Annotated in this window: 23 protein-coding genes; 11 read left to right on the top strand and 12 right to left on the bottom strand. The window is 58.8% G+C overall.

The window, feature by feature from the left end; translation table 11 throughout:
* Positions 1–285: 285 nt before the first annotated feature.
* From ABH944_RS37190 to ABH944_RS37170, 5 genes are all read right to left on the bottom strand, one after another.
* Positions 286–966, bottom strand: coding sequence for a hypothetical protein (locus ABH944_RS37190; RefSeq protein WP_404614042.1), 681 nt, complete (start codon positions 964–966; stop codon positions 286–288).
* A 468-nt stretch (positions 967–1,434) separates the two neighbouring features.
* A complete protein-coding gene (locus ABH944_RS37185) occupies positions 1,435–2,385 on the bottom strand; it encodes an endonuclease domain-containing protein (protein WP_404614044.1) in 951 nt (316 codons plus the stop codon).
* 82 nt (positions 2,386–2,467) lie between these two features.
* Complete coding sequence (locus ABH944_RS37180; protein WP_404614046.1) at positions 2,468–2,857, bottom strand: hypothetical protein; 390 nt, start codon at positions 2,855–2,857, stop codon at positions 2,468–2,470.
* Positions 2,858–2,881: 24 nt separating this feature from the next.
* Positions 2,882–3,253 carry a hypothetical protein gene (locus ABH944_RS37175; RefSeq protein ID WP_404614048.1) on the bottom strand — a complete coding sequence of 124 codons (372 nt, stop codon included), beginning with the start codon at positions 3,251–3,253 and terminating at the stop codon, positions 2,882–2,884.
* A 176-nt stretch (positions 3,254–3,429) separates the two neighbouring features.
* Positions 3,430–3,831: a nuclear transport factor 2 family protein gene (locus tag ABH944_RS37170; RefSeq protein WP_404614049.1), complete on the bottom strand. Its 402-nt coding sequence runs from the start codon at positions 3,829–3,831 to the stop codon at positions 3,430–3,432.
* Positions 3,832–4,032: 201 nt separating this feature from the next.
* On the opposite strand from ABH944_RS37170, the gene ABH944_RS37165 reads away from it, so the two are divergent.
* The 5 genes from ABH944_RS37165 to ABH944_RS37140 all read left to right on the top strand — a co-directional run bounded on the left by ABH944_RS37165 (position 4,033) and on the right by ABH944_RS37140 (position 7,602).
* Positions 4,033–4,278 (top strand): hypothetical protein, encoded by a 246-nt coding sequence (locus ABH944_RS37165; RefSeq protein ID WP_404614051.1) that lies wholly within the window; start codon positions 4,033–4,035, stop codon positions 4,276–4,278.
* 149 nt (positions 4,279–4,427) lie between these two features.
* On the top strand, positions 4,428–5,624 hold the full coding sequence (locus tag ABH944_RS37155; protein ID WP_472975144.1) for a transcriptional regulator: 1,197 nt from the start codon (positions 4,428–4,430) through the stop codon (positions 5,622–5,624).
* Positions 5,621–6,067 (top strand): hypothetical protein, encoded by a 447-nt coding sequence (locus ABH944_RS37150; protein WP_404614057.1) that lies wholly within the window; start codon positions 5,621–5,623, stop codon positions 6,065–6,067. The genes ABH944_RS37155 and ABH944_RS37150 overlap by 4 nt, the downstream gene beginning before the upstream one ends.
* A gap of 250 nt (positions 6,068–6,317) precedes the next feature.
* Positions 6,318–6,530, top strand: coding sequence for a helix-turn-helix transcriptional regulator (locus tag ABH944_RS37145; protein WP_404614059.1), 213 nt, complete (start codon positions 6,318–6,320; stop codon positions 6,528–6,530).
* A 673-nt stretch (positions 6,531–7,203) separates the two neighbouring features.
* Positions 7,204–7,602, top strand: coding sequence for a hypothetical protein (locus ABH944_RS37140; RefSeq protein WP_404614061.1), 399 nt, complete (start codon positions 7,204–7,206; stop codon positions 7,600–7,602).
* 119 nt (positions 7,603–7,721) lie between these two features.
* On the opposite strand, the gene ABH944_RS37135 is transcribed toward ABH944_RS37140, so the two are convergent.
* Positions 7,722–7,919 (bottom strand): hypothetical protein, encoded by a 198-nt coding sequence (locus tag ABH944_RS37135; protein WP_404614062.1) that lies wholly within the window; start codon positions 7,917–7,919, stop codon positions 7,722–7,724.
* Between the two features lie 647 nt (positions 7,920–8,566).
* On the opposite strand from ABH944_RS37135, the gene ABH944_RS37130 reads away from it, so the two are divergent.
* Complete coding sequence (locus tag ABH944_RS37130) at positions 8,567–9,157, top strand: phosphatase PAP2 family protein (protein ID WP_404614064.1); 591 nt, start codon at positions 8,567–8,569, stop codon at positions 9,155–9,157.
* A gap of 98 nt (positions 9,158–9,255) precedes the next feature.
* Here the strand turns inward: ABH944_RS37130 and ABH944_RS37125 are convergent, their stop codons facing one another.
* The 3 genes from ABH944_RS37125 to ABH944_RS37115 form a co-directional block, all read right to left on the bottom strand.
* Positions 9,256–10,332: a glycosyltransferase family 4 protein gene (locus ABH944_RS37125; protein ID WP_404614066.1), complete on the bottom strand. Its 1,077-nt coding sequence runs from the start codon at positions 10,330–10,332 to the stop codon at positions 9,256–9,258.
* Positions 10,333–10,816: 484 nt separating this feature from the next.
* Positions 10,817–11,080: a hypothetical protein gene (locus ABH944_RS37120; protein WP_404614087.1), complete on the bottom strand. Its 264-nt coding sequence runs from the start codon at positions 11,078–11,080 to the stop codon at positions 10,817–10,819.
* A gap of 179 nt (positions 11,081–11,259) precedes the next feature.
* The gene (locus ABH944_RS37115; protein ID WP_404614068.1) at positions 11,260–12,348 is read right to left on the bottom strand and encodes a substrate-binding domain-containing protein; all 1,089 of its coding nucleotides are present in this window, start codon (positions 12,346–12,348) and stop codon (positions 11,260–11,262) included.
* A 139-nt stretch (positions 12,349–12,487) separates the two neighbouring features.
* Between ABH944_RS37115 and ABH944_RS37110 the strand changes: the two genes are divergently transcribed.
* From ABH944_RS37110 to ABH944_RS37095, 4 genes are read left to right on the top strand one after another with little or no spacing between them, the layout of a single operon-like run.
* Positions 12,488–12,985, top strand: coding sequence for an NAD(P)H-dependent oxidoreductase subunit E (locus ABH944_RS37110; protein ID WP_404614089.1), 498 nt, complete (start codon positions 12,488–12,490; stop codon positions 12,983–12,985).
* Positions 12,982–14,538, top strand: a complete 1,557-nt coding sequence (locus ABH944_RS37105) for a formate dehydrogenase beta subunit (RefSeq protein ID WP_404614070.1) — start codon at positions 12,982–12,984, stop codon at positions 14,536–14,538. The genes ABH944_RS37110 and ABH944_RS37105 overlap by 4 nt, the downstream gene beginning before the upstream one ends.
* Before the next feature lie 16 nt (positions 14,539–14,554).
* Entirely contained in the window at positions 14,555–17,476 is a 2,922-nt protein-coding gene (gene fdhF / locus ABH944_RS37100; protein WP_404614072.1) for a formate dehydrogenase subunit alpha, read from the top strand.
* 2 nt (positions 17,477–17,478) lie between these two features.
* The gene (locus ABH944_RS37095; protein ID WP_404614074.1) at positions 17,479–17,730 is read left to right on the top strand and encodes a formate dehydrogenase subunit delta; all 252 of its coding nucleotides are present in this window, start codon (positions 17,479–17,481) and stop codon (positions 17,728–17,730) included.
* A gap of 234 nt (positions 17,731–17,964) precedes the next feature.
* Here ABH944_RS37095 and ABH944_RS37090 read toward each other — a convergent pair whose 3' ends face one another.
* The 3 genes from ABH944_RS37090 to ABH944_RS37080 all read right to left on the bottom strand — a co-directional run bounded on the left by ABH944_RS37090 (position 17,965) and on the right by ABH944_RS37080 (position 21,159).
* Positions 17,965–19,692, bottom strand: coding sequence for an FAD-dependent monooxygenase (locus ABH944_RS37090; protein ID WP_404614076.1), 1,728 nt, complete (start codon positions 19,690–19,692; stop codon positions 17,965–17,967).
* 78 nt (positions 19,693–19,770) lie between these two features.
* Positions 19,771–20,829: a cation diffusion facilitator family transporter gene (locus tag ABH944_RS37085; RefSeq protein ID WP_404614078.1), complete on the bottom strand. Its 1,059-nt coding sequence runs from the start codon at positions 20,827–20,829 to the stop codon at positions 19,771–19,773.
* Positions 20,830–21,159, bottom strand: coding sequence for an ArsR/SmtB family transcription factor (locus ABH944_RS37080; RefSeq protein ID WP_062091205.1), 330 nt, complete (start codon positions 21,157–21,159; stop codon positions 20,830–20,832).
* Positions 21,160–21,286: 127 nt separating this feature from the next.
* On the opposite strand from ABH944_RS37080, the gene ABH944_RS37075 reads away from it, so the two are divergent.
* Positions 21,287–23,146, top strand: coding sequence for a tetratricopeptide repeat protein (locus tag ABH944_RS37075; RefSeq protein ID WP_404614081.1), 1,860 nt, complete (start codon positions 21,287–21,289; stop codon positions 23,144–23,146).
* The last annotated feature ends 9 nt before the right edge of the window (positions 23,147–23,155 follow it).

Below are 23,155 nucleotides of genomic sequence, written 5' to 3'. Positions count from 1 at the left end.
CAGGCCGTAGTTATTCTATTTAATTCAATAACTTATTTCGACTGACCAACCATATTAACCGCTCAACAATCGTAGCCAAGGGCGCTTGTTTCCGTCGAAATACCGTGCGCGACCCGTAAGGGGCAGTCGACTCTCTTGAAAGCGGACGCCCAAAGGGAGCTCCGCGCTCCGGTGAACGGCTTCGAGGATTCATTCCGAAGTAGAGCTGCCGACTCCGGCCGAACGGCGCGCAACTTCAAAGCCGTCTCGTGTTGAATTTCATGCGACTTTTTCAGGGTGCAACATCTATGGGCGTACGTCGTTCGCCTTCGCGCCGACGATTAGAACCAAGCGCTCGCCAGCAAAGAATTCCGGTGTTAGCGGGCCTATGCTGTAGGCGACGCCACCAGCCGTCAGTATCTCGCCAAGCAAGCGCGCTTCGGGCGGAATGTTGGCGATGTCCCTAACGCCGATGTGAACTCCCTCGACTTCTGGTCGCAGTCCTGGGATGGGTAAGGCTAGATCGGACGCACAGCCCGCGCCTCGAAAGATCGTCACGAAGTCCGTTGCATAGGTCTGTGCTTCGTTGTTGCCACCTGCGGCTGTGACAGGAATGTTCCCGATACGTGGACATAGCTCACGCGCCTTGGCGCTCATGGCCGCTGTCGCTCCGGCGGACAACCGTCTCGGCGCCATCCGAGCCTCTAGCTTTAGCCGTTCCGCACGTTCATGATCGGCGGCAGCTTGAAGTATCAGGTTGGACTCTTTCAACTTCTCAGTGTTTTCATTCGCGCGGGCCGCCTCCTCTCGGGCAGTGGCGGTTTGCGCTTCGTTCACTTGGATTCTTTCATCGGCAAAACGATCGCGGATGCCGCTAGTCCAAATCGCGGCGATAGTACCGATGGCGACTAGGATCGCTCCGACGATCAGCGCCATGTTGGCAAGGTTGAAGATTAAATTCGCAATCGGTAGCGTGATGTCGAACATTGCGTGTTTTTCTACCATATACGTTACCAGGTTCGCGAATCAGGGCCACAAATCACCAACTCTAAAGGCGTCGTAATTTCTGTCGTGAACGATCCATGCGTCCAACATGACTGAGAATTTTTCACTTTTGGTCTTCAACGAGTTCCGGGGTCCGTAGTATCAAGACATCTCAGCCGAAAATGATATCGGAGATTCAAGGCCGTGCCTGATTGATTGTCAACAATTCAAGTGACGCCGTCGAACATCTCAAACTGGCCGCACAGGGACGAATAACCAACGCCCCACGACGCCGGCCGTCGACCAGCACCGAACTTCCGTAGCCGACCCACAAGCGACGGTCCGATGTCTCGAAAGCGGACACTCCGAGCCATGATCCAATACAGGGAGAATGCGCCCTTTGCCGCTTAATTCGAATGAGCTTGTCGCAGATAAAGACACAATGATGAGTGAATTCTAGGTTCAGGTTTTTTAAAGTTCAAAAAGCTGAAGACCCATCGAAGTCCCCAACGCATACCATATATCCTGCCAACGAACCATCACAAGGTCTGATCCCACAAAGCTGGTTTCATCATTTCCTCTCCGCAACAGTTTCCCATTGGCGAGGTACTCAAACTCCCAGCCCCCCATATCTTCTTTCGAATAAGTCTCGGGCAATACTGACCTTAGAGGATCTATGTATACAGGATCATCTGCGACAAGATAGAAGTCATCGAAGAGATGTGAAAAGTTGCGCATATGCTCCCCAAGTTCTATTGAATAGAATTCTGAAGGTACGCAGTTTATTCTTACCTCTCCTTTTTCATACTCTTGTACTGAATTGTCAAGGTGTAGTAGCTCGTTACGGTCATCGGGGCGATAAAACAAGAAGACAGTAATGAATGATTTTTCTTTCAACCATTCAATCGCGTGAGGAATGAATTTGTCAATTGGTGTCTTTGTGAGATTTTTATGGGGATGTAAATCCCGATAGAACGCGAGAGCCTTATAACTTTCAAGACAAAAAAAGGAGTAGTCGATGTACATCACCCGGTATTTCCCAGGTGATCGCTGAACGCGCTCCTCGTACATCTCGCGAACCTCCGCGACGCACGAGGTCGGGCTCCTATTCACCTCTCGACCAGTAAAGCGGACAACACTGTAACCCGCGCGGGTCAAATATCGCTGTCGGACAGCGTCTTTCTCCAGGTGCTCTTTTGTAGAGTGATATTCGTGCCCGTCCAACTCAACGATCAGTCGTGCATCTTTCAAAAGAAAATCGACTCGATATCGGCTATGTTTTAGTGGATCTCCAAACCACATTTCACTTTCGATCGCATCCGCTAAATCGCCTAGCTCTTTTTCAAATATGGCCTCAATAAAAGACGGATTGCGACGTCTCCACCAAGCTGGCGGTGCTTCTGGTTGCCCCGGATAATTCATAAATCCTCGTCGTTATATTTGGTGTTCGCGCTCAATTCCCTCTACCTACCCGAAGCAAGCCTCTCACGGCTCTCGTTGGCGATTAACTATGGTTGCCGCAAACCGGACAGTGGTACTGCCCGAACTGCGTATGCAATATCCCTGTGGCGCGCGGCAATAAAATCTTCCTACTCGAGGTCTCAAAACATTTGATGCAGTAGGGCCCTTTATCCCCAAATTTGTAGCCGCCGTCCATGGGTTCCGGTTGCTCGGATGTTCGAGCTTCGAGCTGCCTAGTCAATTCGGCGTTTTTCGTCATTATCTCGGCCATTTTCTCCTTGAGCCCGACCACCTCTAGCTTTGCATCCACTAGCTCACTTTGCAACTCGGCAAGCAGCGTCTTAATATCAGCGTCCTTGATCGTCTCGTTGAGATTGCGCAGCTTCTTTACTATTTCCAGCGAGAACTGAATTGTCGAGATTACGTCGGCCATAGTAGATGTCAGGTTACGTTTTGGTTATTTCAAAAATTCGCCACGCAAACAATGTTGTTTGATTTCCGCGCCGAATGCCTGAGGGGTCTTATGCAACGAATTTTCCTCGTACGCTTCATGGAAAATTGCTCCTTTCGAAGACTGAGTCGTTCTGTCTGGGGAGTATGGAGTATCAATATAAATGTTTACGGCAGTGGGTTGATAGGGAACACCGATCAGTCTGTTCGTAAGCGAGAGATTGGCGAATCGACCCAGCGCCTCACAGTCTACTGCCGGCGCTTTTGCATTGACGAATTCAGCATGCGATGACAAATGCGCAATAAACCATGCGAGGGCGATGCGCTTGGAAGCTTGATTGATAGTGAGGTTAAGCATATTTTTGATTTTCGTCCGCATCGGCCTTGCCGAATCAGCGCTCGTGCGAACCCACCGGTTGGGACGACGGAGATGCAGCGTGCAATAGCGCTTCGCCGGACGATTGTCGCTGATCTTTGCGCCGGTGTCGAATGACAGAACATGGCCGACCTAAGCCCAACAATCAGCCCTATAGATGCCAGCGAGCGCAGATTTTCTTAATCGATAGGCTCGACCAGATGGGCTCGATGGGCGGGCGCAGCATACGGCTCGGGCCAATATTCCACTATTTTGGCAATCTTCCCGCCCTCAACCGAGAAAAACGATATGGCTCGTGCCTTCAGGAAGCCATCCGTAACGCTCACGTCGGATACCGCTTCATAATTGTTGCTGACGACAACCCGGTTCACGGTGAAGTGCCATAGACCCTGCGCCGGATACTCCGTGTTCATTTGAGCAAACCTCGCCCCCCCTCGAATGCGCTCGTTTGACTGAGGCCACTCAAGGACGAACCGCTCACCTAGCACTGATTCCACCGACGCGAAATCGTTGGAGCCCATGAGTGACCAGAACGTCTCAACGAGCCGCGCAATGTCAGTATCAGTAGTGAGCGCTGTCATAGTTTTTGTCTTACCTGAAGCGAACGTGGTTGGGAACGGATTGTTAGCGATTCTGCCACCTGTGTCGAACGTCTCAAAGTGGCCGATTTTTGTCCGTCGAAATCTCGCTCCGATCCATGAAAATTGGTCTTCTTTTCATCGTTTCGATACATGTGACGGTTCAGGTATCGATCGTGCTAAATCGTTCATATGAACGATCTAATGACATACGAACAATTCAAAACGGACCTCGCGATCGCACTTCACGATCACATCCCAGGCATAGCAGCCGATCTCACCGATTCAGCAATCGCTTATTGGAACGGGCATAAAGTAATCTATGCCTATCTCAGGCATGACGGAACTGGACGCTTAGATAGTGAATTCGAGCTCGATGAAAGGTTGTTCTATCAGTGGTATACCGAGTTGCACAGTTGGTTATCCAATCCGCATTTCAAGGTGCTTTGAGAAGAATGCACAACGAGTCTAGCTGGAAAGGGTTGGCTGCAGAGTGATGTCCACCCGTGGGTTACGTGCGTCGGCCGGATCCTGTTACCTTAGTTGCAGTGTGCAAGTTCAGTCGGTCTCAACCGTAGTTGATTGGCAGCGAGCGGAGGGTGGTAACGAGCGCGTCACTGTTCAACCATCGCATGTCGCGGAAGGCTTATAGTAAAAACACAACCGGTGTCAGGGATGTCTCGAACGCTGAGAACTCCCTCGCTTGCCTCTACACTCCGGCGCGCAATCGAAAGTCCCAATCCCAGGCCCGTTCTATCCACACCGTTTTGCCTGGGATCTACGTGTATATCGGCCAACATCGGTATCACACTGTCATGCTCGCCGTGAGCGAGGGCGCTGACATTCCTCGAGTACCGATCATCATTGATGAAGCGAAGTCAGTAAGCAGGACCAATCTGATCATCGCTGGCGTTCTTAGCAATGACGGCGAGAACCTTTCGCCGCTTGAACTCGCCGGCGCAATCGCCGATCTGCGTCGAGAGGGACTCGATCAGGCAACGATCTGCGAGCAGCTCAGCATCACCGATCAAACCGTTCGTGACTGCGCGCTGCTGCTGGAGTCAGCTCCAGCAGGCATTCACGAGCTCGTGCGCACGAAGGTTATCGCCGGCACGCTTGCGATTCAGGAAATCCGTCGACATGGTGGCGAAAAAGCTCTGGGGCGGCTCACGTCCGCTGCGACGGAAGCGAAGGCAAGCGGCAAGACGAAAGTCACCAAGAAAGCGCTGGCGAAATCCACGAGCGACAAGATTAGTGCCGTGCACGCAAAGCAACTTTTGCAGGCGTTACAGAGCGTCCTACATGACCCCTTGTTCGGCAAGCTCTCGCCGGGAACGATCGCGGGCGTCCATACCGCCCTCACTCCGCTCGCAGATCTGCTCGATGCCGCCCCGAAGAAGCTTAAGCACCCTGTTCACACGGCAAATAAGCATGGCGTTTTCACGGACAGCGAGGTGATTCGCGCGCAAGCACCGCGCAATCGCTCAGGATCATCTCCCGCTGAAATTTGCCTTGCGCAGCCGGAGCAAGGCACATGGATTTTCTCCACGTCGCTGAGCATTGGCAGCGTCTACACCGGATCCCTTCCATCGTTGCACGAATTCACAGCCACGTTCCCGACGCGAGGGCAAGCCCTCCGGGCTGCGGTTTCCGAAATCACTCGGCTGATGGATAACCCGAAGACACGGGCTGCAAAGGAAGCCAAGGGCGTGCACGAGTGGCTGGACAAGCTGTACGCCATGCCAGATCCGGACTGGAGCGAGGAGATGGTCGACGCCGCGAAGGGGGTTTCATGATTCGCCCGGCCATTTCTACCCCACGCCCGCTGCCGCAAGAGCGGGAACACGCGAAAAAGCGCGTTGCGCTCGGAAAGCTGCGCGCCGTTCCGGCGCACAGCCCGAACCCGAACGGCAACGGGCTGACGCCCGCCAAAGCCATCCAGAAAGACGATGCGCCGCTCGCGCGGCGCACAGCTATCCAGACGAACGAAGGCGAGTCGAAAACCCGACTCGCCATGTCTGCGCGCATCGATGCCCTTCGCATCGAGATCCGCAAGCTGGCGGAAGACGTCGCCCTCGCGGCCGACATCGAGCTGCTCGACCTCATGCGCGATGAACTAGGCAGCTATAGCCGGCACAAAGCGGCGCAGGAGGCGCGCACATGGGCTGGCACCGCCGGCATCCAACTCGAAACCGGTTTGATGATGCTCGACCGTGCGTTGCGGCCGTCACAGATCTGAGGACATCGAGATGATCAAAAACGCTAACAACGCGTCCGCAGAAACTGAGAGGCGCAATTCGCGTCGTGGACTGCACGGCGGTGGTGAAGTTTGATCGCACCCTCACGCCTCAGGCCGCCGCGCTCATCATCTCTGAGATAGAGCGCCTCGACCATGCTGCAGGAAAGCAAGGCAAGTCGATCAAATGACGAGAACATTCGAAACAATTGTCACCGCCATCCGGATAGCGGATTCTGGCGAGGGGCCAAATATGAACGACACAACTGAATCGCTGCGCTTCATGCGCCTACCCGAGGTGTGCCATAAGGTCGCGCTCAGTCGCACCGTCGTGTACGCGCTTATAAAAGAGGGACGTTTTCCTCAGCCCATAAAGATGGGGTATGCAAGTCGCTGGATTGAGTCGGAGGTGCACGGCTGGATTGCCGAACGAATTGAGTACAGCCGAGCAACCAAGGGTACATAGATAGAAGGACGGCATCTTTTCGCGGCAAGTACGAGGAGAGGTCCCTATCGATTTCAAGTTCCTCGTGATTTTGGCCGTTATCTCACTAGCACCGCTGCTCTGCGTGTCTCCCCACAGATAGACCCTAAACTTGTGGGGAGAAGCTTCCCATCGGACAATCGGCGCGCTACTCTGTATATACAAACCTCTTGTACGGAATGGGTCATAAGACTGACCCGATAGAATTTTATTCTGATATTTGCCTCTTTTGTAGTTTTATGTTCTTTTTATTGAAACTAAATACAATGGACGCATATGAGAACCGTATATACAATCGCGCATCTAACGTTGATGCGGAGAAGTTGTGGCCTCGTCCCCAACCCCAAACCTACAAATTTCGCCAAGCGTCCAACAGAAGCTTGCCGGAAAGACACCTCCCGTGAAGCAGGACGAGATCTTGCAGTGCTTTGCGAACAGAGAGGGAAAATTTCTGTTGGATACTCGGGAGGATCACAAGTCTGATCCTCCTACGCGATGGTTCATCGCGGAGACCAATTTTGGCCGGAAATTGAAGATCGCTTTTATCGCCCGTGGGTCAGTTGTCGCAATAAGGACGGCATATGACCCCAATGAGGATGAGATGCGGATCTACAGTAAATACGGCCTCGGAACAAACTAGATAAGGAGTATCGACATGAGCAAAGCCCATAAAATCCCAGGTAGCGACGAAGGATGGGACGAGGGTCTGCTGGGTCGCGAAGAAGAATTTGTTGCAGTTGACGAAGGCGCGGACTTGGCAGACCTCGACGCCGGCCTGGACTTGCAGATGATTTCCATTCGGCTGTCAAAGAGTCTGATCGAAGACTTCAAGAACATCGCTCAAATCCATGGCTTGGGCTACCAGCCGTTGATGCGGCAGGCGTTGCATCGCTTTGCAGAAGGCGAAAAGAAGATGTTATTGCAGGCGACTGCAAGCGAACACATCAAAAATCAGCGGCAACGAGAGGCTGATCGTGCTGCGCGCGCAGCGGAAAAAGCAGCTGCGGGTCATGCGCCCGTCGATCATCGACCCAAAGAAAAAAAGGTTGCCTAGATACCCCTGCAACTTTGTAAGAGCCCGCTAACAGCGGGCTTTTTCATTTGGGCGAAGGGCCGCGAGGAACAACCACACGAGCCCTTCTTCGGTCACGAAACCGATCTCAACCTATAAATTTATTTTTTTGGCGCCTTCCCTGCCCCATTATGTGCCGGACGGTGCATTTCGTAGGTCTGCCCCGCCTTCGGGGTCGGCGGCAAGGGTTTGCCTTTCACGCCTGTTCGCTCTTGGCCGGTATCGCCGCCACGAGGGCCTTTGATCTCGTATTCGCCTGACCGCGGCGCGATTTCACCTGGTTTGAGGTTTGTTGCCATATAGGTGTAGCTCCAACATGTGCCTGACGAAACTTGACACTACCTCCTAGGTAGCTATACTCCCGCCCGTACACGATTCAAAAACAGCCGCTTTGCGCTTGGGGAAGTGTTCGCGGCTGGCTGTGCAACGAGGCTGTACCTTTTGCTAGGTACGGCCTTTTCTTTGCAGGTCGACATTACCGTAAACTCCAATGGTCCGATGAAAAAAACACAAAATATTGGGTGTTTTGACGGATGAGTTGCTACTGGTTGTGTCTAAACGACCTGGGTAACGTTTGCTTGTAACGTCTCGTTACTGTTGTATGACGATAGACGCCGCGCAAACAACGGTGCGTAGCAAAGAGGGAGGCAGTCGCTATATCGCTCCGGTTTCGAGAATGGCTCTATCTAAATCCAGGGGTATCTTTGGGGGTATCTCTAGACCGTGATACGCACCAATCCTTCGCTATAAAGGATCGTAGCCATATATTCGGTTTCCGCCGCCTCCACCAATATCGCATCCGGACTTGTGCCGGATTATTTGAAACCCCGTGGGCCGCAAGGCTTCGCGGGGTTTTTTATTGCCTGACTCGAGCGTCAGCACGCGCGCCAAGCTTTCTCTTGCGATGCGCTAAACTGCGGCGCTCTCTTTTGATCTGACAGAATTCATGTGGACCGCAATCAGCAATGTCGGCGATGCCGCGTTGACACTACCCGTCGCCCTTACATGCGCGATCTGGCTCAGGCTTTCCGATAAGACACTGGCCGCGCGCTGGGTGACGCTTTTAGCGGCCGGGATGGCGTTAGTCGGCATCACCAAGATCCTGTATGCCGGGTGCGGAGTCGAGATTTCCGCGATCGGGTTTCGCGTGATCAGCGGCCATACGACCTTGTCGACGGCCGTTTGGACGGTCGCCATCGCCCTCCTCTGGCGAAGTGCGGGCGGCAGTGCGTGGGTGGGTGCCATGGCAGGACTACTGATCGGAGTGCTGACGGCGTTCGCCCGCGTCTTCGACTATGCCCACACCGTTCCCGAAGTCATTGCCGGCTGGCTGCTCGGAGCGGTGGTCCCTGCGCTTTTCGTGCATCCCCTGGCTCGTTCCAAAGTGAAGCTGTTCCGGCCAATTGCCGCTGCTGCGGGGCTCCTGCTCGTGACCACGGTAGCGTACGGGCATCACGCACCTATTCAGGCAATGATCGACAACTACTCTCCCGGTGTTTGTTCCCGCCTGTGGGCTGGCATTTCAGCCGTTCTCTGAACACATCATGCTGGTCGTCAAGGGATGCCCAAAAACAAAAATGCGCCGCCGAAAATCCGGCGACGCATTTCACGTCGAATCTATTCGATTCAACTAAATCAACTCAGCCCCACCCGCGGATTGAGCACATCGCAGGCAATTGCCAGGTAACGGTCCGCCGTGCTTTGCAACGTCAAGCCATTAAGCGGCCGCGTGGCTCTAGGCTGCGACAACGCATTGAGCAACGCGCGGCCATAAGCGTCGGCGTCGCTGGTATCGAGTAGTTCGACTCCCGGGAACTCATTGGCGAAAGCAAACGAGGGAATCGCATTGCCCACCACAGGAATTCCCGACGCCAGCGCCTCCAGGAATCCGATGCTGTGCGCTTCGAAACTCGACGGCATCGCGAACGCGTGCGACCCACGCAAAATCTCCGCGACATTCGATTGCGGCCCGACCACCATCACGCGATCCGTCAACGCCAGGTCGTCCACCAGTTTCAGGATGGCCGCGTGGTACTCGAGGTTTTCAATCACGCCGCACAGCAGCAAACGCACATCGGGTTCGGCAGCGGCAACCCGTGCGAACGCCTGCACTGTCTGCAGTTGATTCTTCTCGGGGATATACCGGCCAATCTGGACGATCTGCCTGAAACCGGTCGATGGCAACGGTTCGCTCGCCTGCTCGAAACGCGAGATATCGACGCCGTTCGGCACCACGATCATGGAGGGATGCGAACCGACTTCCTTCACGTAGTCGTCAATGTTCTTCTGCGAGACACCGATCACCGCTTTTGCTCGCCCCGACAGCAAACGCTCGGCAAATAGCAGCGCGTTGTTCGCGAAGTCATTGGCGCCTGAATGCATGACCCAGACGATCGGCACACGCGTGGGCAACGCGCGCACATACAAGGCCGGAATGGTGGCGTGCGCAAAGATGATGTCGGGTTTGAACCGGCGAATGGCACGATGCAGGAACAACAGCCGCCCTACTTTGCCAAGCGAGCGCTGCGGGAAAAAACATAGGACATTGTTTGCGCGCAATTCGGCGCTGATGTGCTGGAAATCGTCGTGCTCGGGCATCAGCGAAGTGATGCAAACATCGTGACCGCCCTGCTGGTGCCCAATGGCCACACCCTTTGCAAGCACTTCCGCACCAGACAATCGAGGTGCAAGAATGACCTGAAGAATTCTCATTTGTTGTCTTCCCCTCGGCGATCCGAATGTCCCATTGCGGCCATGCCGTCCTACGGATAAGTGCTTATCCGCATCCCCTCGTCCACCGTTCTCTGGCGTGGACGTCGACCGGCTCGCTCATTCTTTTTAATGAAATTATGAATACGTTGTCATCGAGTTCCACTCAATGCACGCACCAATAAGATACCCGAGCGCATCCCCTGCACGCCGCCATCAAGTAGCATTATTCGGTCGGTAATGAGCGGTAACAAACGTTAAGCCGGGGAAGTCGTTTAAAAGACGCCGGCATGGCAGAAAACGGAGGCTGAAAGGCAGGGTTAACGCTGTTTGGTAGAACTAAGACAAAGACAAGCCCTATTATCAGATGGCTATTTCAGGCTGTACTGATGTGACGATTTTGCGCCGATGACACACGGCAAACCGACGGCTTCGACGCAAGCCGCGGTGCGCGAGTCTGGACTACGTTGTCAGCAGACCTGCCGGCTTATTGATCCGGCGGACACTGCAGGTTACAGCCGTTCGGATCACCCAGGTCGCCGCGCTTGCGCTTTGCCGACACGCTGTTCTGATACTTGTCCGTCGGCGCTGAAGCAGCAAACTGCAACTGAGGGTGCTCTTTCAGGCGAAACTGGTCCTGCAGGATGCCACCCGGAACGCCAGGGGAATTCTGGGCAAAAGCGACGGGCACAAAGGCAACGGCGCTAACAACGAACGCGATCAACGCGGTAACGCTCAAAAGCAATTTCATGGCGGCAGTAACAGTGAGTAAAACGGACGCGGTTAAACGTTTGATCAGCGGCATATGCGGGAGGCTGAATGGCGACAAAACGTTCCGCTCAACACCACCGGCATTCCCCGCTAACCATCAGGTTAACGTAATTCTAAACGTAAGGCTTCAGATCGGCCGGACAGGCGCGGTCCAAATGGTTACCACGCGTTTCCAGTTGCCCCGCTGAGCGCCGCCTCGAGCTCCACCAGTTGCCCGCAAAAAATCGGGTCATACCCCTCAAGATGCGACACGCTGTTACGGAACGCGTCGCTGCGCAGCACCTCCAGCACGCCGCCCAGCCCCGCGTCGTTGAGCTTGTCGCGGTCGCACGCGAACAGATAGTCCTCGTCGATCACCGGGATAAAGTCCAGCGCAAACTGCTGCGCGGCTGGCTGCACACCGAAACCAAGATCAGCCATGCCGCTCGCGACGAACGCGGCGATGGCCGAATGGGTCAGTTCCGCCGTGGCGTAGCCGTTGATTGTTGCGGGGTCCACGCCAATCTTGCGCAGCGCCAGATCCAGCAGCATGCGCGTGCCCGAGCCGGGCTGACGGTTGACGAAGCGGATGTCGTCGCGGGCGAGATCGTGCAGACCGCGTATGCCTTTGGGATTGCCCTTCGGCAGAAACAAGCCCTGCGTGCGCCGCGTCAGGTGAATCAGCCGATGCCGCCCCGCGTCCAGCCAAGGGCGGTATATCTCGGCGCAACTCGCGCGGAATTCGCCGATCGGCAAATGGAAACCGGCCAGCTCGCACTCACCGCGCGCGAGCGCGCTCACGGCTTCGGCGCTCTCGCGGTATTTGATGTCGGCGGGGAGGTGCTTCGCGGCCAGCGCACCCACCAGCGCCGCGACCGCATACCCGTGCGACGCGTGAATCCGGATCTCGCTCACCGGGCGCGACAGCCGCCGGTTCAACTCGCCGGCCACTTCGCTCGCCAACGCCTGAAGAGGCCCGTCGAGCCGCTCGTTGGACAACCGCTGCGCCCGCAGCACGGCCTCGCCCAAGTCCGACAGCACCGACCCGCGCCCCCGTGACTTCGTAATCAGCGCGCCGCCCAGCCGCGTCTCTATGTCGCGCAAAAGACCCCACGCGTGCCGATAGGACAAACCCTTAGCCGACGCGGCCTGCGCAATGCTGCCGGTCTGGGAAACCAGCAACAAAAGCGGCACGGCCGCGCTGAGACTGGCTTCGCGGCCTGCCGCGTCGCGCAGGACGAGTTCGGTACGGCATTCGACATCGATCATATGTACCTTCAGTTCCTATTGCCATCGACCGGTTAGCCTCGTATCTTGCATATCACGGGCTCGGTGCAACAGATTATAAGACCGATATATGCAGCAATAAAACATATACCGAGCCATGGAGACTCCCCACATGACCCAAATGCCTCAGCAGCACCAGAACCAGCCGGCCGTCACGCCCGATGAGCGCGTTGCGCGCCATCTGAAAAAAGGTGCGTCGTTGCTCGCCGTGTTGCACGCCATCCAGGACGAAGCCGGCTACATTCCCGCCGATGTCATCGCTCCGCTCGCTCAGGCCATGTCGCTGTCGCGCGCGGAAGTGCACGGCGTGATCACGTATTACCACCATTTCCGCTCGGAGCCGCCTGCGCGCGTGACGGTGCAGTTGTGCCGCGCCGAGGCTTGCCGGAGCATGGGGACAGAGGCGCTGGCGGCGCATATCGAAGGGCATACCGGGTGCAAGTTCGATTCCGGTCATCACCTCGATACCGAGCTCGAGACCGTGTATTGCCTCGGGCAATGCGCGCTGTCACCAGCGATGACCATCAACGGCGAGCTGTACGCCCGCGTCACGCCGCAGAAGTTCGAGCGGCTGTACGAGGCGGCGCGCGTCCAGTCGACCGCGGAGGCCCTCGTATGACGCGCATCTACGTCCCTTGCGATTCGTCGGCACTCGCGCTCGGAGCTGATCGCGTCGCCCTGGCCGTTGCGGCTGAAGCCCAAAAACGCGGCTGTGAAGTCGAAGTCGTGCGGAACGGCTCGCGCGGCATGCTGTGGCTCGAACCGCTGATTGAAGTGGAGACGGCGGACGGCCGTATCGGCTATTCGAATGTCGATGAAGACGATGTCGGCGCGCTCTTCGATGCGGACGTGATACACGGCGGCGCGCATGAAAAGCGTCTTGGCATAGTCGACACCTTGCCATGGCTCGCCAGACAGCAACGCCTGACGTTCGCGCGTATCGGCATCACGGACCCGCTTTCCACCGATGACTACGTGAAGCACGGCGGCCTCGAAGGTTTGCGCAAGGCGCTCGAAACCGACGGCGACGCCGCCTGCGAGGCGTTGCTCGAGTCAGGCCTGCGCGGACGCGGCGGCGCAGCGTTCCCGGCCGGTATCAAATGGCGCACGGTGCGGGCCGCGTTGGCGCCGCAGAAATACATCGTCTGCAACGCCGACGAAGGCGATTCCGGCACGTTCTCGGACCGGCTGGTCATGGAAAGCGATCCGTACATGTTGATCGAAGGGATGATCATCGCGGGGATCGTGACCGGGGCGACTAAGGGATACGTCTATGTGCGCAGCGAATATCCGCATGCAATCGCGACGCTGAACCGCGCTATCGATAAAGCCCGCGACGCCGGTTGGCTCGGCGCCAATGTGCTTGGCAGCGGCAAGGTCTTCGAACTGGAAGTGGCCAAGGGCGCCGGTTCGTACGTCTGCGGCGAAGAAACCGCGTTGCTGGAATCGCTGGAAGGCAAGCGCGGTGTGGTCCGCGCGAAGCCGCCGGTGCCTGCGCTCGTCGGCTTGTTCGGCCAGCCGACGGTGATCAATAACGTCATCACCCTGGCGACCGTACCCATCATTTTCGCCAAGGGCGCGGCGTTCTATCGCGACTTCGGCATGGGCCGCTCACGCGGTACGCTGCCGTTCCAGATTGCCGGCAATGTGAAGCAAGGCGGCCTGGTGGAGCTGGCGTTCGGCGTGACCTTGCGGGAGCTGATCTATGAATACGGCGGCGGTACGGCAAGCGGCCGGCCGGCGCGCGCCGCGCAAGTCGGTGGTCCGCTCGGCACGTATCTTCCGGAAAGCCAGTGGGATATTCCCATGGACTACGAAGCTTATGCGGCGGTCGGCGCGGTGGTCGGACACGGCGGTATCGTGATTCATGACGATACGTCGAATCTCGCCGATCTCGCCCAGTACGCCATGCACTTTTGCGCCGTCGAATCGTGCGGCAAATGCACGCCTTGCCGAATCGGTTCAACGCGCGGTGTTGAAGTCATCGCGAAGATCCGTGCAGGAGACACCTCGCCGAAACAGGTCACCTTGCTGCGCGATCTCTGCGACACCATGGTGTCCGGCTCGCTCTGCGCAATGGGCGGCATGACGCCGTATCCGGTGCTCTCGGCACTCGACCATTTCCCTGAAGACTTCGGTCTCTCCCAAAAGCCGTCGCAGAAAGCGGCTTAAAAGAAGGAGCTTTAGCATGTCCAACTCATCCTGCGGTTCTGGCAATTGCGCGTGCAAGACGAAACTGCGCGACCCCTTCGACGATACCGACTACGGCACGCCGCTGCGTCATGCGGATATCGACGTGACGCTCGACATCGACGGTACGTCCGTCACGGTGCCGGCCGGGACGTCGGTGATGCGCGCGGCGATCGAAGCCGGCGTCAACGTCCCGAAACTCTGCGCGACGGATTCGCTTGAGCCGTTCGGTTCGTGCCGTCTGTGCCTGGTTGAAATTGAAGGCAAGCGCGGGTATCCGGCGTCGTGCACCACGCCCGTGGAAGCGGGCATGAAAGTGCGCACGCAGACCAACAAGCTGCAGTCGCTGCGCAAGAACGTGATGGAGTTGTATATCTCCGATCATCCGCTCGACTGCCTCACCTGCCCCGCCAACGGCGACTGCGAGTTGCAGGACATGGCGGGCGTGGTGGGCTTGCGCGAAGTCCGCTACGGCTACGAAGGTGCGAATCACCTAAAGGACAAGAAGGACGAATCGAATCCGTATTTCACGTACGACGCATCGAAGTGCATCGTCTGCAATCGATGCGTGCGCGCGTGCGAGGAAACGCAGGGTACGTTCGCGCTGACTATCGCGGGACGGGGTTTCGAATCGCGCGTGGCCGCGAGTGAAAACCAGCCGTTCATGGAATCCGAATGCGTGTCGTGCGGTGCGTGCGTGGCGGCTTGCCCGACCGCGACGCTGCAGGAAAAAACCGTGATCATGCTCGGCCAGCCCGAGCATTCGGTCGTGACAACGTGCGCGTATTGCGGCGTTGGCTGTTCGCTGAAAGCCGAGATGAAGGGCAGCGAAGTCGTGCGCATGGTGCCGAACAAGAACGGCCAGGCAAACGACGGTCACGCGTGCGTCAAGGGCCGCTTTGCATGGGGTTACGCCACACACAAGGACCGCATCACCAAGCCGATGATCCGCGCAAAGATCACCGACCCGTGGCGCGAAGTAAGCTGGGACGAAGCGCTCTCGTACGCGGCCAGCGAATTCCGTCGCATCCAGGACAAGCATGGCGTGGATTCGATTGGCGGGATTACATCGTCGAGATGCACGAACGAGGAAACCTACCTCGTGCAGAAGCTCGTGCGCGCGGCGTTCGGCAACAACAATGTCGATACCTGTGCCCGTGTTTGTCACTCGCCGACCGGTTATGGCCTGAAGACCACGCTGGGTGAATCGGCCGGGACGCAGACCTTCGCGTCCGTCGAAAAAGCTGATGTGATTGTCGTGATCGGCGCGAATCCGACCGATGGCCACCCGGTGTTTGCATCGCGGCTGAAGCGGCGTGTGCGTGAAGGCGCGCAACTGATCGTGGTCGACCCGCGCCGGATCGATATCGTGAATAACCCGCACGTGAAGGCGTCCCATCACCTGGCGTTGCGGCCCGGCACGAACGTCGCCATGGTCAACGCACTCGCGCACGTGGTCGTGACCGAAGGCCTGGTGAAGGAAGATTTCGTCGCCGAGCGCTGCGAACCGCGTGCGTTCCAGCAATGGCGCGACTTCATCGCCCTCGAAGAAAATTCGCCCGAAGCCATGGAAGCCGTTACCGGCGTGCCGGCGCAATCGGTGCGCGAAGCCGCGCGCATTTATGCCAACGCCGGCAACGGCGCGATCTACTACGGCCTGGGTGTGACGGAGCACGCGCAAGGCTCGACGATGGTCATGGGGATCGCGAACCTTGCGATGGCAACGGGCAACGTCGGCCGTGAAGGCGTGGGCGTGAATCCGCTGCGTGGCCAGAACAACGTGCAGGGTTCGTGCGACATGGGTTCGTTCCCGCATGAGCTGCCGGGTTATCGTCATATCAGCGACGCGGCAGTGCGCGCGTTGTTCGAAGACGCATGGAGCGTCAAGCTGCAATCGGAGCCGGGCCTGCGTATCCCGAACATGTTCGATGCCGCCGTTCACGGCAGCTTCCTTGGCCTTTACTGCCAGGGCGAGGACATCGTTCAATCCGATCCGAATACGCAGCACGTGGCGAAGGCTTTGTCGTCGATGGAATGCATCGTCGTGCAGGACATCTTCCTGAACGAGACCGCCAAGTACGCGCACGTATTCCTGCCGGGCTCGTCGTTCCTCGAAAAGGATGGCACGTTCACCAACGCTGAACGCCGTATCTCGCGCGTGCGCAAGGTCATGCCGCCGCTGCCCGGGCTGGCCGACTGGGAAGTCACGATCAAGCTCGCCGGCGCGCTCGGGTATGAAATGAACTACACGCATCCGTCGCAGATCATGGACGAGATCGCGCGCCTCACGCCCACGTTCACCGGCGTGTCGTACAAACGTCTCGATGAACTCGGCAGCATCCAGTGGCCGTGCAATGCGCAAGCGCCGGACGGCACGCCGACCATGCATATCGATGAATTCGTGCGCGGCAAGGGCCGCTTCGTCATCACGAAGTTCATCGCGACGCCGGAGAAGGTCACGCGCAAGTATCCGCTGCTGCTGACGACGGGCCGCATCCTGTCGCAGTACAACGTGGGCGCGCAGACGCGGCGTACGGAGAACTCACGCTGGCACGAAGAGGACCGGCTGGAGATTCATCCGCACGATGCTGAAGAGCGAGGTATCAAGGCGGACGACTGGGTCGGGATTGAATCGCGTGCCGGGCAGACCGTGCTGCGCGCGAAGATCACTGAGCGGATGCAGCCGGGCGTGGTGTACACGACGTTCCACTTCCCTGAATCCGGCGCGAACGTGATCACGACCGACTCCTCCGATTGGGCCACGAATTGTCCCGAGTACAAAGTGACGGCCGTGCAGGTCATGCCGGTGGAACAGCCGTCGCAATGGCAGAAGGACTATTCGCGCTTCAATACGCAGCAGCTGGAATTTCTCCAGTTGCGTGATTCGACAGAAGCGACGGTTACGTCGTCAGGGAAATAGTCATGGATGTGAACAGCCTGGTCGAAATGGCGAACCAGATCGGCCAATTCTTCGATTCGATGCCGGATCGTGCAGAAGCGGTGGATGGCGTCGCCGATCACATTCACCGCTTCTGGGCGCCGCGGATGCGGATTGCGCTGCTTAACGGGCTGGATGATCCGTGCATTGCTTCCGAGCTTGAACCGATCGTGCTGGAAGCGCTGACGAAACATCGGGTGGCGTTGACGCCGGCGGCGGAAAATCTGGCGAGTTGAACGAGATAGAATCAAGCGATTTGCTGGCTCTTATGATTCGGAAGACGCCAGCGGAGGCCGACGCGGGATGACGAAGCATTTGCAACAATTGATGGAAGATGACAATGTGCATGACCGCTTGACACGCGAGGCACTGGCGAGCTTGCGCGCTGGGTTTCGCGTTCCGCACGCCGAGGTACTGAAGTGGGCCGAAAGCTTGAACACGGTGGCCCCTCTCCCGCTGCCGAAACCACGCTAATCCTCCCCTCGCGGCTGCGTCGAACCAAACCACGTTTCGCAATGCCGCAGCAGCGCCTGCGTATCCGACGGCGCACGCCCTCTCGCGGCAACATATCCATCCGGGCGCACGAGATAAAAGCACGGCCGCGTGCGCCCGTACGCGTCGGTGAGCGAGCGTGCGCTGTCGCTGTCGTTATCGGTGATACGCCACACGCGCACGGTATTCGGCAACACTTCTTCCACCAACACCGCGAGCTCGTCCAGATCCTTGTCGCGTACAGCATGCGCGATGGTGAGCGTCGCGGGCGCCAGCGCAATATCGTCTTCCGGCGACGGGCTCACCAGCAGGAACAAGGAGAAACACGCCGGATCGTGGAGATCGAACAGACAGCCCACGCCCGGCGCCCGTCCGAGCGGACCATCCAATACATGCACCCACGCGTCCGGCGCACGGTCGCCCGCTCGCGGACCGCCGTCGAGCGAGCGATCCAGCGTAAGCGGACTGCGCCGGTATTGGATCGACAACTCGCTGACCGTGCGCCGCGCGGCATCGCGCAACGGGCCGATCGCCGATAACGCAGGCATCACGTGATCGCGGATCAGCTTCATCGGCCCATGCTCCGCCGCGGCCATTTGCGTCATGAAACTGGATTGCCGCAGCACTTCGCGCTCGATCGGATGACGCTCGTCGTGGTACGTATCCAGCAAACGGTCGGGCGCGACCCCGGCCAGCATCCGCGCAATCTTCCAGCCGAGGTTGAACGCCTCCTGAATGCCCGTGTTCATGCCCTGCGCGCCGGCCGGACTATGGACATGCGCGGCATCGCCGGCGAGAAAAATGCGGCCCGAACGCAACCGGTCGGCCATCCGGTTATTCAGATGAAAACATGACGACCACTGGAGGCTCGTCGCCGTCACACGATGATGAATGCGACGCTCGATAATCGCGCGGCAATCGTCGAGCGTAGGCGCCGTGATTTCTTCCGGACTTTTCGCGGCGTCATTCGCAGTCGCGCCGGACGTCGCCGTCGCGCGCTTGTCCGCGATCAGGCGCGCGCGGCCACCGCCCATCGGAAACAAGGTCGCAATTCCCTCGCTGGACGCGAAGATATGGAATTCGTCGTCGGGCCATTCGGTGTCGACCTGAAGATCGGCGAGCAGGAAAGTTTGCTCGAAAGTCTTGCCGATGAACTCGATGTCCAGACCATGGCGCACCGTGCTGTGCGCACCATCCGCGCCGATCAGATAAGACGGGCGAATGGATTCTTCAGCGCCGTTCCGATGCCGCAGGGCCGCCTCCAGCCCCGCCGACCCTTGCCGGAAACGCGTCAGTTCCACGCCTCGTTCAACGCGCACGCCGAACGACGCAAGGTGCTCCGTCATCAGGCGTTCGGTGACGGATTGATCGAGGAACAGCAGATACGGATACCGCGTTTGCAAGGGATCGAAGTCGAGCCGCGCGAGGCGCTGACCGTTCGAATAGAGGTTCGCGACACGCGCCCGATGCCCGAGTTCGAGAAACGGCTCAACCAGCCGATGCTGCTCGAAGAGCTCAAGCGTACGTGCCTGGATGCCGATGGCGCGCGACCACGGCGAAGGTTCGGGCGCTTTGTCGATGAGACGCACCGGAATGCCGGCACGGGACAAACTCATCGCGGCGGCGAGGCCCGTCGGGCCGGCGCCGGCGATCAGAACCGGCGGCACGTCGAGGACTTTGTGTCGATTCGGCGTCTGCGCGAGCATGCGCGTCTCCCTCAAACTGCACACCGCCAAGTGTACGCCGGTCGCCTCGTCCGAACGACCGCTCGCTCAATCACTCACTCAATGCGTATGGGCCCGAGGCTGCGTCGGCGAACGTTCGTGCAGCGCGCAACGATGCTCCGTCGTGCCCCGCTCGACCTGCAGCGTGGCGTGATTCATCGCGTGATCGCGGCGCAGGGTCGCCACGATGCTGTCCACGAAAACATCGCCGGGATGGCCGTCCGGCATCACCAGATGCGCCGTCATTGCGTTCTCCGTGGTGGACAGCGCCCAGACGTGGAGATCGTGGACGTCGGTGACGCCCTGCACACCCGCCAGATACCGTTCGATACCTGGCTTATCCACGCCCGGCGGAACCGCGCCCATCGCGAGGCGCATGGCATCGCGGCCGAGGCCCCACGTGCCCACCACGATCACGCCGACCACCACGATGCTCATGACCGGATCGAGCCAGTTCGCGCCGGTGAACAGGATCACGAGGCCGCTGATGGCAACCGCCGCGGAGATACCGGCGTCGGCAGCCATGTGCAGGAAAGCGCCGCGAACGTTCAGGTCCTCCTTGCTGCCGCGCATGAAGAGCCATGCCGAGAAACCGTTCACGATCATGCCGAGCGTTGCGACGATAAACACGTCCAGGCCCGCGACAGGCGCGGGATTCAGCAGGCGCTGCACGGCTTCGAGCACGATCGCGCCGCACGCGAACAGCAGCAGCGCGGCGTTGGCGAGCGATGCAAGGATTGACGAGCTGCCTAGTCCGAAGGTGTATCGCTCCGATGGTTTGCGCGTGCCGAGCCAGACCGCGCCCCAGGCAAGCAGCAGGCCGAGGACATCGGAGAGATTGTGGCCCGCGTCAGCAAGCAGCGCGGTGGAATGAGCGAGGAAACCGTAGACGGCTTGCACCACCACGATCAGCATGTTCAGCCCGACCGCGATCGCGAACACACGGCCCTGTCCTGTCTGCGGCGCGTGATGGTGATGGTGTCCGCCAGCGCCGTGGTTATGCGCGTGACTCGGCTCATGCTTGTGGCCGTGGTCATCATGGTCATGAGCGTGGTCGTGGTCATGGTCGTGCTCATGACCCTCCGCGTGCTCGTGCGGGTGCTTCGATTGAGGTTCCATTTATTCGTTATCCGGTCGGAAGTCGGCCTGCGGCTCGGCGACGTGCTCGAGCAATTCGGCCAGCATGCCGCTGATGTGGTTATCCGCGGCGAGATAGAAAACCTGCTTGCCTTCACGCTCGGCACGTACGATCCGCGCCGCCCGCAATAGACGCAGGTGATGGCTGACCAGCGACGCCGACAATCCCAGCGATTCCGCAATTGCCCCCACCGCGCAGCGCCGGTCGACGCACGTCAGCACAATGCGCAAGCGCGTGGGATCGCCCAGCAGGCGGAACAGGTCAGCGAGAGGAACAACCCGCTCATCCGTTGCTACAAAGGGAGAGGACAAAATAGATCAACCAACACTTGAACAGGTGTTCACATGTTACAGAAATGAATCCGGGTGCGTCAACGCAAAATTCGTGATCAGCGGCGAACGTGTGTAAAAATGCGGCGTTTGCATTCGATTTTCCTCAATGGATACAGTTTTTGCGCGTGGCTTCGCGGCGCATCGCGATGGCCGCCTCACCGAAGCGGAACGCGACTATCAGGCCGCGCTTGCCGCTGAGCCCTCCCACGTCGACGCACTTCATCTGCTCGGCGTGCTGCGCCATCAACAGGGCCAGCACGCGGAAGCAGCCGAACTGGTGCGTCGCGCGGTAGACCTGCGCCCCGCCGACGCCGGTCTGCAGCTCAACCTTGGCAACGCGCTGAAAGCGCTGGGCCGGATCGACGACGCCATTGAGCGATTCCGCAACGCGCTGCATCTGCAACCCGATTTTTCGCTTGCGCAGTACAACCTGGGCAACGCGTACGCGGCGGCGGGCCGCCACGAAGACGCCGCCGACGCCTTCGAAAAGGCGCTGCGCCTGCAGCCCCTGGACGCGGCTATCTGGAACAACTTCGGCAATGCGCTGCTTGGCATGCGCCGCTATGAAGAAGGCGCGAAGGCTTTTCGCCGGGCGCTGCAGATCCGTCCCGGCCACGCGGGCGCTCACAACAATCTCGGCATGGCGCTCAATACGCTTGGCGACACCCACGGTGCAATCGAGCAATTCCGCGCCGCGATTGCCGCCGAACCGAACTATGTCGCAGCGCATTTCAACCTGGGCAATCTCCTCGATGCCGTCGGCCATCCGCACGAAGCCGTGCCGGTGCTCCAGAAAGTGCTGCGCATGCAACCGCAATTCGCGCCGGCGCATTTCGGCCTGGGTCATGCGCTTGCCGCTATCGGCTCGCACGAGGCAGCATTGCCGCAATTCGAGCGCGCGGTCGGGCTCGATCCGAAATACGGCGTTGCATGGCTTGGCCTCGGCAATGCGCATCTGGCGCTCGGTGCACACAAACCCGCGCTGCGTGCCTTCGACCAGGCTTTGCGCCTCGATCCCAGCCTTGTCGCGGCAAATCTGAACCGGGCGCTGACGCTGCTGGCACTGGGCGATTACACGCGTGGCCTCGCCGCCTACGAATGGCGCCTGCGCACGCCGGGCAGCATCAGGCTGCCCTCTTCAACGCCTAGCTGGAAGGGCGAACCGCTGCCGCGCCGGACGCTGTGGATTCGCGCGGAACAGGGTTTTGGCGATACCTTGCAGTTCGTCCGTTTCATTCCCTTCGCGGCCAAGCTCGTCGGACAGATCGTGCTGGAAGTGCAGCCCGAACTCGTCGCGCTGCTGGAGCCGGCGGCGCACACGGCAGGCGTCTTGCTGAGGAGCCGGGCTAATGCAACCACGCCCGTCGATGCAGACGCGTTCTCGCCGTTGCTAAGCTTGCCGCTGGCGCTCGGTGTGTCGAATGTCGAGGAGGTGCCGGCACGCACGCCGTATCTCGTGGTACCGACCGCATACCGGAAGAAGTGGCGCGGCTCGCTCGGCGGTCAGTCGAAACGCAAGCTCGGTATTGCATGGTCCGGGCGCATTCAGCCGGGCGAAACCCGCTCGGCGCCACTTGGCGTGCTTGAACCGTTGTTCAGGCTGGAAGGCATCGACTGGATTGTGCTGCAGCCCGCGCTGACAGACGAAGAGCGTGCGTTGCTCGATACCCATCCGCGCGCGCGCTTCATTCAGCGGCTCGAAGGCAAGCTTGAGAATTTCGCCGATACCGCCGCGATCGTGGATCGGCTGGACGGCGTGGTGTCCGTCGACACCGCCCTCGCCCACCTGACCGGCGCGCTGGGAAAACCGTTATGGTTGATGTTGCCGTTCGCCGCGGACTGGCGCTGGGGTATCGATACCCCATCAACCCCGTGGTATCCGAAAGCGCGCTTGTTCCGGCAACCGAAACCCGGTGCATGGGACGACGTGATTGGGCGCGTGGCGAGCGCAATAGGTGCTTCGTAAAGCGCGAGC

Source organism: Caballeronia udeis (genome assembly GCF_044909315.1).
GTDB lineage: Bacteria > Pseudomonadota > Gammaproteobacteria > Burkholderiales > Burkholderiaceae > Caballeronia > Caballeronia udeis_A.
Note: the sequence above shows the minus strand (reverse complement) of the source record. Positions and strands in the feature narration are given on the sequence as shown.

Excerpts from the sequence above, each read along its gene's own strand:
- ABH944_RS37190 (WP_404614042.1), bottom strand. The coding sequence starts at position 966 with ATGTTCGACATCACGCTACCGATTGCGAATTTAATCTTCAACCTTGCC.
- ABH944_RS37185 (WP_404614044.1), bottom strand. The coding sequence starts at position 2,385 with ATGAATTATCCGGGGCAACCAGAAGCACCGCCAGCTTGGTGGAGACGT.
- ABH944_RS37180 (WP_404614046.1), bottom strand. The coding sequence starts at position 2,857 with ATGGCCGACGTAATCTCGACAATTCAGTTCTCGCTGGAAATAGTAAAG.
- ABH944_RS37175 (WP_404614048.1), bottom strand. The coding sequence starts at position 3,253 with ATGCGGACGAAAATCAAAAATATGCTTAACCTCACTATCAATCAAGCT.
- ABH944_RS37170 (WP_404614049.1), bottom strand. The coding sequence starts at position 3,831 with ATGACAGCGCTCACTACTGATACTGACATTGCGCGGCTCGTTGAGACG.
- ABH944_RS37165 (WP_404614051.1), top strand. The coding sequence starts at position 4,033 with ATGACATACGAACAATTCAAAACGGACCTCGCGATCGCACTTCACGAT.
- ABH944_RS37150 (WP_404614057.1), top strand. The coding sequence starts at position 5,621 with ATGATTCGCCCGGCCATTTCTACCCCACGCCCGCTGCCGCAAGAGCGG.
- ABH944_RS37145 (WP_404614059.1), top strand. The coding sequence starts at position 6,318 with ATGAACGACACAACTGAATCGCTGCGCTTCATGCGCCTACCCGAGGTG.
- ABH944_RS37140 (WP_404614061.1), top strand. The coding sequence starts at position 7,204 with ATGAGCAAAGCCCATAAAATCCCAGGTAGCGACGAAGGATGGGACGAG.
- ABH944_RS37135 (WP_404614062.1), bottom strand. The coding sequence starts at position 7,919 with ATGGCAACAAACCTCAAACCAGGTGAAATCGCGCCGCGGTCAGGCGAA.
- ABH944_RS37130 (WP_404614064.1), top strand. The coding sequence starts at position 8,567 with ATGTGGACCGCAATCAGCAATGTCGGCGATGCCGCGTTGACACTACCC.
- ABH944_RS37125 (WP_404614066.1), bottom strand. The coding sequence starts at position 10,332 with ATGAGAATTCTTCAGGTCATTCTTGCACCTCGATTGTCTGGTGCGGAA.
- ABH944_RS37120 (WP_404614087.1), bottom strand. The coding sequence starts at position 11,080 with ATGAAATTGCTTTTGAGCGTTACCGCGTTGATCGCGTTCGTTGTTAGC.
- ABH944_RS37115 (WP_404614068.1), bottom strand. The coding sequence starts at position 12,348 with ATGATCGATGTCGAATGCCGTACCGAACTCGTCCTGCGCGACGCGGCA.
- ABH944_RS37110 (WP_404614089.1), top strand. The coding sequence starts at position 12,488 with ATGCCTCAGCAGCACCAGAACCAGCCGGCCGTCACGCCCGATGAGCGC.
- ABH944_RS37105 (WP_404614070.1), top strand. The coding sequence starts at position 12,982 with ATGACGCGCATCTACGTCCCTTGCGATTCGTCGGCACTCGCGCTCGGA.
- fdhF (WP_404614072.1), top strand. The coding sequence starts at position 14,555 with ATGTCCAACTCATCCTGCGGTTCTGGCAATTGCGCGTGCAAGACGAAA.
- ABH944_RS37095 (WP_404614074.1), top strand. The coding sequence starts at position 17,479 with ATGGATGTGAACAGCCTGGTCGAAATGGCGAACCAGATCGGCCAATTC.
- ABH944_RS37090 (WP_404614076.1), bottom strand. The coding sequence starts at position 19,692 with ATGCTCGCGCAGACGCCGAATCGACACAAAGTCCTCGACGTGCCGCCG.
- ABH944_RS37085 (WP_404614078.1), bottom strand. The coding sequence starts at position 20,829 with ATGGAACCTCAATCGAAGCACCCGCACGAGCACGCGGAGGGTCATGAG.
- ABH944_RS37075 (WP_404614081.1), top strand. The coding sequence starts at position 21,287 with ATGGATACAGTTTTTGCGCGTGGCTTCGCGGCGCATCGCGATGGCCGC.